The organism is Streptomyces sp. 13-12-16 (assembly GCF_002114215.1).
Classification (GTDB): domain Bacteria; phylum Actinomycetota; class Actinomycetes; order Streptomycetales; family Streptomycetaceae; genus Streptomyces.
This window is the reverse complement of record NZ_NCTE01000572.1, coordinates 1-7,612: the sequence shown is the minus strand read 5'-3', so window position 1 is coordinate 7,612 and position 7,612 is coordinate 1. Positions and strand designations below refer to the sequence as shown.

Below are 7,612 nucleotides of genomic sequence, written 5' to 3'. Positions count from 1 at the left end.
CGCGGCGCCACACGCGCGCGCAGGCGCGTGGAGGTCTCCCCCAGGGGCCCGCCGGACCCGGTGAGTGCGCCGACGCCGGGGCCGTGCCGGGGGCCGGCGGCCCGGCCTTCGAGGTGATCTATCTGCTGGAGGCCGGGGACGCGGCCGTCGCGCGGCTGCGCGACCGGCTCGACGCGCTGGGCGACTCGCTCGTGGTGGTCGGCGGGGACGGACTGTGGAACGTCCATGTGCACGTCGACGACGCGGGCGCCGCCGTGGAGGCCGGGGTCGAGGCCGGACGGCCGTACCGCATCCGGATCACCCACTTCGGAGCGGGGGACGTCCACACCACCGGCGCGGAGCCGACGGCGCCCGGGGAACGCGCTCAGCGGGCCGTCGTGGCCGTGGTGCCCGGAGAGGGTCTGGCGGGGCTGTACGCCGAGGCGGGCGCGACGACCGTGCTCGCCCGTCCCGGGGAGCCGCCCGCCAGCGGTGAACTCGTCCAGGCCGTACGGCGCGCGCACGCGCGGGAGGTGGTGCTGCTGCCCAACGACGCCGACCTGCGCCACACCGCCGCCGCGGCGGCCGAGCAGGTCCGGGCGGAGGGCGTCCGGGTGGCCCTCATCCCGACCCGCTCCGCGGTCCAGGGCATCGCGGCGCTCGCGGTGCACGAGCCGGAGCGCCGCTTCGACGAGGACGTGGTGTCGATGACGTCGGCGGCGGGCGCGACCCGCTACGCCGAGGTCACCGTCGCCGAGCGCCAGTCATGGACCATGGCGGGCATCTGCCAGGCCGGGGACGTCCTCGGCCTGGTCGACGGGGACGTGGCCGTGATCGGGCAGGACCTCACGGCCACCGCGGAGGCCGTCCTCGACCGCATGCTCGCGGCCGGCGGCGAACTGGTCACCCTGGTCCTCGGCGACGACGCTCCCGAATCCGTCGCCGCCCACCTGGAGACCCGCGTCCGCGAGGGCTACCTCGCCGTCGACACGGTGGTGTACCACGGCGGCAGGCAGGGTGCCCTGCTGCTCATCGGGGTGGAGTGACGTCCGTTGTCAGTGGTGTGGTGTCCAATGGATGCCGTGCCCGCACTGGAAGAACCACTGAAGAAAGTGCTCGGCCCCGCCACCGCGAAGGTGATGGCCGAGCACCTCGGCCTGCACACCGTGGGCGACCTCCTGCACCACTACCCGCGCAGATACGAGGAGCGCGGCCAGCTCACCCACCTCGCCGACCTCCCCATGGACGAGCACGTCACGGTGGTCGCCCAGGTCGCCGACGCCCGCCTGCACACCTTCGCCTCCGCCAAGGCCCCGCGCGGCAAGGGCCAGCGCCTGGAGGTGACCATCACGGACGGCAGCGGCCGGCTGCAACTGGTCTTCTTCGGCGCCGGAGTCCACAAACCGCACAAGGAACTCCTGCCGGGCACCCGCGCGATGTTCGCCGGGAAGGTCTCCGTCTTCAACCGTCGCCTCCAACTCGCCCATCCCGCGTACGAGTTGCTGCGCGGTGACACCGAGGAGACGGTCGAGACCTGGGCCGGCGCCCTCATCCCGATCTACCCCGCCACCGCCAAGCTGGAGTCCTGGAAGATCGGCAAGGCGCTCCAGACGGTCCTGCCCAGTGCCCAGGAGGCCGTCGACCCGCTCCCGGAGTCCCTCCGCGCGGGCCGCGGGCTGGCCACCCTCCCCGAGGCCCTGCTGAAGATCCACCGCCCGCACACCAAGGCGGACATCGAGGACGCCCGCGCCCGCCTCAAATGGGACGAGGCCTTCGTCCTCCAGGTCGCCCTCGCCCGCCGCCGCCACGCCGACGCGCAGCTCCCCGCCGTGGCCCGCCGCCCCAGGCCGGACGGCCTCCTCGCCGCCTTCGACGACCGCCTCCCCTTCACCCTCACCGAGGGGCAGCAGAAGGTCTCCGCCGAGATCTTCACCGACCTCGCCACCGAACACCCCATGCACCGCCTGCTCCAGGGCGAAGTGGGGTCGGGCAAGACGATGGTCGCCCTGCGCGCGATGCTCGCCGTCGTCGACGCGGGCGGGCAGGCGGCGATGCTCGCGCCCACCGAGGTGCTCGCCCAGCAGCACCACCGGTCGGTCACCGAGATGATGGGGGAGCTGGCCGAAGGAGGGATGCTCGGGGGAGCGGAGACCGCCACCAAGGTGGTGCTGCTCACCGGGTCCATGGGGGCGGCGGCGCGGCGCCACGCGCTGCTCGACCTGGCCACCGGCGAGGCCGGCGTCGTCATCGGCACGCACGCGCTGATCGAGGACAAGGTGAAGTTCCACGACCTGGGCCTGGTCGTGGTCGACGAACAGCACCGCTTCGGTGTGGAGCAGCGCGACGCCCTGCGCGGCAAGGGCAAACACCCCCCGCACCTGCTCGTCATGACCGCCACCCCCATCCCGCGCACGGTCGCGATGACGGTCTTCGGCGACCTGGAGACCTCCGTCCTCGACCAGCTCCCGGCCGGCCGCTCTCCCATCGCCAGCCATGTCGTACCGGCCGCCGACAAGCCGCACTTCCTCGCCCGTGCCTGGGAGCGGGTCCGCGAGGAGGTCGCGAACGGCCACCAGGCGTACGTGGTCTGCCCGCGCATCGGTGACGAGGAGGACGACCCGAAGAAGGCCGGCAGGAAGAAGTCCCCCGAGGACGAGGCGGAGAAGCGGCCCCCGCTCGCCGTCCTCGACATCGCGGAACAGCTCGCGAAAGGGCCGCTGCAAGGGCTCCGGGTCGAGGTCCTGCACGGGCGCATGCAGCCCGACGACAAGGACGCCGTCATGCGCCGCTTCGCCGCCGGCGAGGCCGACGTCCTGGTCGCCACCACCGTCATCGAGGTCGGTGTCAACGTCCCCAACGCCACCGCGATGGTGATCATGGACGCCGACCGCTTCGGTGTCTCCCAGCTCCACCAGCTGCGCGGCCGGGTCGGCCGCGGCTCGGCCCCGGGCCTGTGTCTGCTGGTCACCGAGATGCCCGAGGCGAGCGCGGCCCGACAGCGGCTGAACGCCGTCGCCGCCACCCTCGACGGCTTCGAACTCTCCCGCATCGACCTGGAGCAGCGCCGCGAGGGCGACGTCCTGGGCCAGGCCCAGTCCGGCACCCGTTCCAGCCTGCGCATGCTCGCCGTCATCGACGACGAGGAGATCATCGCCGAGGCGAGGGAGGAAGCGGTGGCGGTGGTGAGCGCCGACCCGGACCTGACCGGGCTCCCCGCCCTGCGAACGGCCCTGGACGCCCTCCTGGACGAGGAGAGGGAACAGTACTTGGAGAAGGGCTGAGCGGCAGCGCCGCGAAAGGGGCGCGGGACCGTATCGAAACGCGGCTCCGCCGCGCGGGCGCGAGAACCACGACGTGCCCGCACCCGCCGCACCGCACAAGGCACCCCGCACTCCCTCCTGCCAGACTGAACAGAACGCACCCCACGACCAAGGACCCCAGATGACCCGCGTGATCGCCGGCAAGGCCGGCGGACGCCTCCTAGCCGTCCCGCAGGGAAACCGAACCCGCCCCACCTCCGACCGCGCACGCGAAGGCCTCTTCTCCACCTGGCAGTCCCTGCTCGGCGGCCCGTTGGACGGCGAACGCGTCCTCGACCTGTACGCCGGCTCCGGCGCCGTCGGCCTGGAGGCCCTGTCCCGCGGCGCCGGACACGTCCTGCTCGTGGAGGCCGACGCCCGCGCCGTCCGCACGGTCCGGGAGAACGTGAAGTCGCTCGGACTCCCCGGCGCCGAGGTCGGATCCGGCAAAGCGGAACAGATCATCCGCAACGCGCCCCCGCACGGGCCGTACGACATCGTCTTCCTCGACCCGCCCTACGCCGTCTCGGACGACGATCTCCGCGAGATTCTGCTCACACTCCGCTCGGGGGGCTGGCTCGCCGAAGAAGCCCTCGTCACCGTGGAGCGCAGCACCCGAGGCGGGGAGTTCACCTGGCCGCCCGGCTTCGAGGGGATCCGGGCCCGCCGCTACGGCGAGGGAACGTTTTGGTACGGTCGCGCCGCCTCTACGTGCGAAGACGCACGATGACCGGACCGGAGAGCGAGGGATCACAAGTGCGCCGCGCCGTATGCCCCGGGTCGTTCGACCCGATCACCAACGGACACCTCGACATCATCGCCCGGGCCTCCCGGCTGTACGACGAGGTCTACGTCGCGGTGATGATCAACCAGTCCAAGAAGGGCCTGTTCGAGATCGAGGAGCGGATCGACCTGATCCGCCGGGTCACCGCCGAGTACGGCAACGTCCGCGTCGAGGCCTTCCACGGCCTGCTCGTCGACTTCTGCAAGCAGCGCGACATCCCCGCCATCGTCAAGGGGCTGCGCGCGGTCAGCGACTTCGACTACGAACTGCAGATGGCCCAGATGAACAACGGCCTCTCGGGCGTGGAGACCCTCTTCGTCCCCACCAACCCCACCTACAGCTTCCTGTCCTCCTCGCTCGTCAAGGAGGTCGCGGCCTGGGGCGGCGACGTCGCCCACCTGGTGCCGCCGGAGGTCCTGACGGCCCTCACCGAACGCCTGGGCCGGGACTGACCGTCCGTACCGGCCGCCCGGTGTCCACCGGGCGCCCCATGGCCGTACAGTCGTCCCGTCCGTCTCCAACACAGCTGTAGGGAGTGGCGAGCACACGGTGGACGTGCAGAAGAAGCTGGACGAGATCGTCGCCGCGGTCTCCAGTGCCCGGTCGATGCCCATGTCGGCCTCGTGCGTGGTCAACCGCGCCGAACTGCTCTCGATGCTCGAAGAGGTGCGCGCGGCGCTGCCCGACTCCCTCGCGCAGGCCGAGGAACTGATCGGCGGCCGGGAGCAGATGGTCGAGCAGGCCCGCCGGGAGGCCGAGCGGATCATCGAGGGCGCGCACGCGCAGCGCGGCTCCCTGATCTCCGACACGGAGATCGCCCGCCGCTCCCAGTCCGAGGCCGACCGGATCCTCGAGGAGGCCCGCAAGGAGGCCGAGGAGGTCCGCGCGGAGGCCGACGACTACGTCGACTCCAAGCTGGCCAACTTCGAGGTCGTCCTCACCAAGACGCTCGGCTCGGTCGGCCGCGGCCGCGAGAAGCTGCTCGGCACCGGCCCCGGCCTCGACGAGCAGGGCTACGAGGACGAGGACGCCCCCGAGCGCAGCCACGACCCGGAGACCCTGCGCCGCAGCGCCGACGAGTACGTCGACGTCAAGCTCGGCGCCTTCGAGGCGGTCCTCGCCAAGACCCTGGAGGCGGTCGGGAAGGGCCGGCAGAAGCTGCACGGCCGGATCGCCAGCGACGACCTCGGCGCCCTCGCCGACGACCCGACGACCGTCCAGCACTCCAGCGACGCCGACTACCTCGCCGACCTCGCGTCCCTCGCCGAGCAGGACGCCGCCCCGGTCAGGCGGGCCGAGCCGCAGCAGCAGGCCTACGCCCAGCCGGAGCCCGCTTACGGCTACCAGCAGGAGTACGGCGCCCCGCAGGACGCCTACGGCTACCAGCAGGACGTCTACACCCCCGCCTCCGGCTACGCTCCGGCGGGAGGTGACCCCGTCCAGCAGGCCGACCCGTACGCCGCCGCCTACCAGGGCTACGACGCGCAGGGGCAGGTGTACGACCCGAACCAGGGGCAGCAGGCCGGACACGACCAGCAGGCGCAGCAGGGCTACGCCCTGGACGAGACCAGCCTCTTCGACACCAGCATGATCACGCCCGAGCAGTTGCGGGCCTACGAACGCGAGCGGGGTCTGTAAGGGCGGATTGGGCCGAGAGCGAAAGGTCCAGTATCCTGGCTCTTCGGTCGCGCTTACGTCCGCGATCCACGCTGCCCGGGAACATCGCGGGGCAGTGATATCTCTGAGCACGAAGACCGAAAGCAGGAATGGCCCTGAACGCCCGCCTCGACCACCGCAACCCCCTCGTGTTCGACACGCACGAGCTGGGGCGGCGGCCCGGTGCGCTGCAGCGCCTGACCCGCACGGTCGACGCTCCCCAGGACTTCGGGATCAAGGACGTCATCGGAGTGCCGGAAGGCGCCCCGGTGGAGCTGGAACTCCGGCTCGAGTCGGTCATGGAAGGTGTGCTCGTCACAGGCACCGCCCGTGCCAAGGCCGAGGGGGAGTGCGTAAGGTGTCTGGAGCCGCTGGAGCAGGAGCTCGAAGCGGACTTCCAGGAGATGTTCTCGTACCCTGACGCCGACGACCGGGGCCGCGTGATCGCGGAGCCGGGCGACGACGCCGAGGACGACGAGGACAGGCTCTTTCTCGAGGACGGTCTGTTCGACCTCGAGCCTGTGCTGCGTGATGCGGTGGTGCTCGCACTGCCGATGCAGCCGGTGTGCCGGGAAGACTGCCCAGGTCTGTGCTCCGAGTGCGGAGCACGGCTCGCTGACGACCCGGACCACCACCACGATGCCGTCGACATCCGTTGGGCGGCTTTGCAGGGACTCGCCGGCACCATGTCGGACGGCGAGAAGGACGAGATGAGCGGCGCCGAACCGGGCGTCGACGAGAAGCAGGAGAAGTAGCCGTGGCTGTTCCGAAGCGGAAGATGTCGCGCAGCAACACGCGCCACCGCCGGTCGCAGTGGAAGGCTGCGGTCCCCACCCTGGTTGCGTGCGAGCGCTGCCACGAGCCCAAGCAGCAGCACATCGCGTGCCCGTCTTGCGGCACTTACAACAAGCGCCAGGTCCTCGAGGTCTGAGCGGCTGGTGAGAGGCACTGTGTCGACGCCGAAGAAGAACTCAGCGGACCACCAGGCCTCGTCCCACACGCTTCTGGAAGGGCGGCTCGGCTACAAGCTCGAGTCCGCCCTTCTGGTGCGTGCGCTGACCCACCGTTCCTACGCGTACGAGAACGGCGGTCTGCCGACGAACGAGCGGCTGGAGTTCCTCGGGGACTCCGTGCTCGGCCTCGTCGTCACGGACACGCTGTACAACACCCACCCCGACCTGCCCGAAGGCCAGCTGGCCAAGCTGCGGGCCGCGGTGGTCAACTCGCGTGCGCTGGCGGAGGTGGGCCGTGGGCTCGAACTGGGCTCCTTCATCCGGCTCGGCCGCGGTGAAGAGGGCACGGGCGGCCGGGACAAGGCGTCCATCCTCGCCGACACCCTGGAAGCGGTGATCGGCGCCGTCTATCTCGACCAGGGTCTCGACGCGGCCTCCGAACTGGTGCACCGCCTGTTCGACCCGCTGATCGAGAAGTCCTCGAACCTCGGAGCCGGCCTGGACTGGAAGACCAGTCTCCAGGAGCTCACCGCGACCGAAGGACTCGGCGTGCCCGAGTACCTGGTCACGGAGACCGGCCCCGATCACGAGAAGACCTTCACTGCTGCCGCCCGCGTCGGAGGCGTCTCGTACGGCACCGGCACCGGCCGCAGCAAGAAGGAGGCGGAGCAGCAGGCCGCCGAGTCCGCGTGGCGGTCCATCCGGGCCGCGGCGGACGAGCGAGCCAAGGCGGCGGCGGAGGCCGAGGAGGTCGTCCGGACCGCCGAAGCCGATGCCTCCGGGAAGAGCGCCGACGCCCCGTCGGCCTCCGCCTGAAAGAACAGCGCGACCCGAGCGCCCGCCCCCGGACCGGGGGCGGGCGCTCGCGGCGCCAGAGCCTGTCCGGCCGTCCGGGCCGGAGCCGGACGGACGGCCTCGACGCGACGGGACCCCGCGCGCGG

The 7,612-nt window shown here is 71.6% G+C and carries 7 protein-coding genes and 1 pseudogene; all 8 read left to right on the top strand.

The window, feature by feature from the left end:
• A pseudogene (locus B7767_RS23000) lies at positions 1-1,025 on the top strand (dihydroxyacetone kinase); the annotation flags it as partial.
• Positions 1,026-1,052: 27 nt separating this feature from the next.
• Positions 1,053-3,260: an ATP-dependent DNA helicase RecG gene (gene recG, locus B7767_RS22995; protein WP_085573861.1), complete on the top strand. Its 2,208-nt coding sequence runs from the start codon at positions 1,053-1,055 to the stop codon at positions 3,258-3,260.
• A 160-nt stretch (positions 3,261-3,420) separates the two neighbouring features.
• A complete protein-coding gene (gene rsmD / locus B7767_RS22990; RefSeq protein WP_085573860.1) occupies positions 3,421-4,008 on the top strand; it encodes a 16S rRNA (guanine(966)-N(2))-methyltransferase RsmD in 588 nt (195 codons plus the stop codon).
• Positions 4,009-4,034: 26 nt separating this feature from the next.
• Entirely contained in the window at positions 4,035-4,514 is a 480-nt protein-coding gene (gene coaD / locus B7767_RS22985; protein ID WP_179167249.1) for a pantetheine-phosphate adenylyltransferase, read from the top strand.
• Positions 4,515-4,611: 97 nt separating this feature from the next.
• Complete coding sequence (locus B7767_RS22980) at positions 4,612-5,700, top strand: ATP synthase F0 subunit B (RefSeq protein ID WP_085573858.1); 1,089 nt, start codon at positions 4,612-4,614, stop codon at positions 5,698-5,700.
• 128 nt (positions 5,701-5,828) lie between these two features.
• Positions 5,829-6,473 carry a DUF177 domain-containing protein gene (locus B7767_RS22975; protein ID WP_085573857.1) on the top strand — a complete coding sequence of 215 codons (645 nt, stop codon included), beginning with the start codon at positions 5,829-5,831 and terminating at the stop codon, positions 6,471-6,473.
• Positions 6,474-6,475: 2 nt separating this feature from the next.
• Positions 6,476-6,649, top strand: a complete 174-nt coding sequence (gene rpmF, locus B7767_RS22970; RefSeq protein ID WP_003951102.1) for a 50S ribosomal protein L32 — start codon at positions 6,476-6,478, stop codon at positions 6,647-6,649.
• 19 nt (positions 6,650-6,668) lie between these two features.
• Positions 6,669-7,487: a ribonuclease III gene (rnc, locus tag B7767_RS22965; RefSeq protein WP_085573856.1), complete on the top strand. Its 819-nt coding sequence runs from the start codon at positions 6,669-6,671 to the stop codon at positions 7,485-7,487.
• The last annotated feature ends 125 nt before the right edge of the window (positions 7,488-7,612 follow it).

What these genes read in the sequence shown, in the direction of transcription:
- recG (WP_085573861.1), top strand. Translation starts at nt 1,053, where the DNA reads ATGGATGCCGTGCCCGCACTGGAAGAACCACTGAAGAAAGTGCTCGGC.
- rsmD (WP_085573860.1), top strand. Translation starts at nt 3,421, where the DNA reads ATGACCCGCGTGATCGCCGGCAAGGCCGGCGGACGCCTCCTAGCCGTC.
- B7767_RS22975 (WP_085573857.1), top strand. Translation starts at nt 5,829, where the DNA reads ATGGCCCTGAACGCCCGCCTCGACCACCGCAACCCCCTCGTGTTCGAC.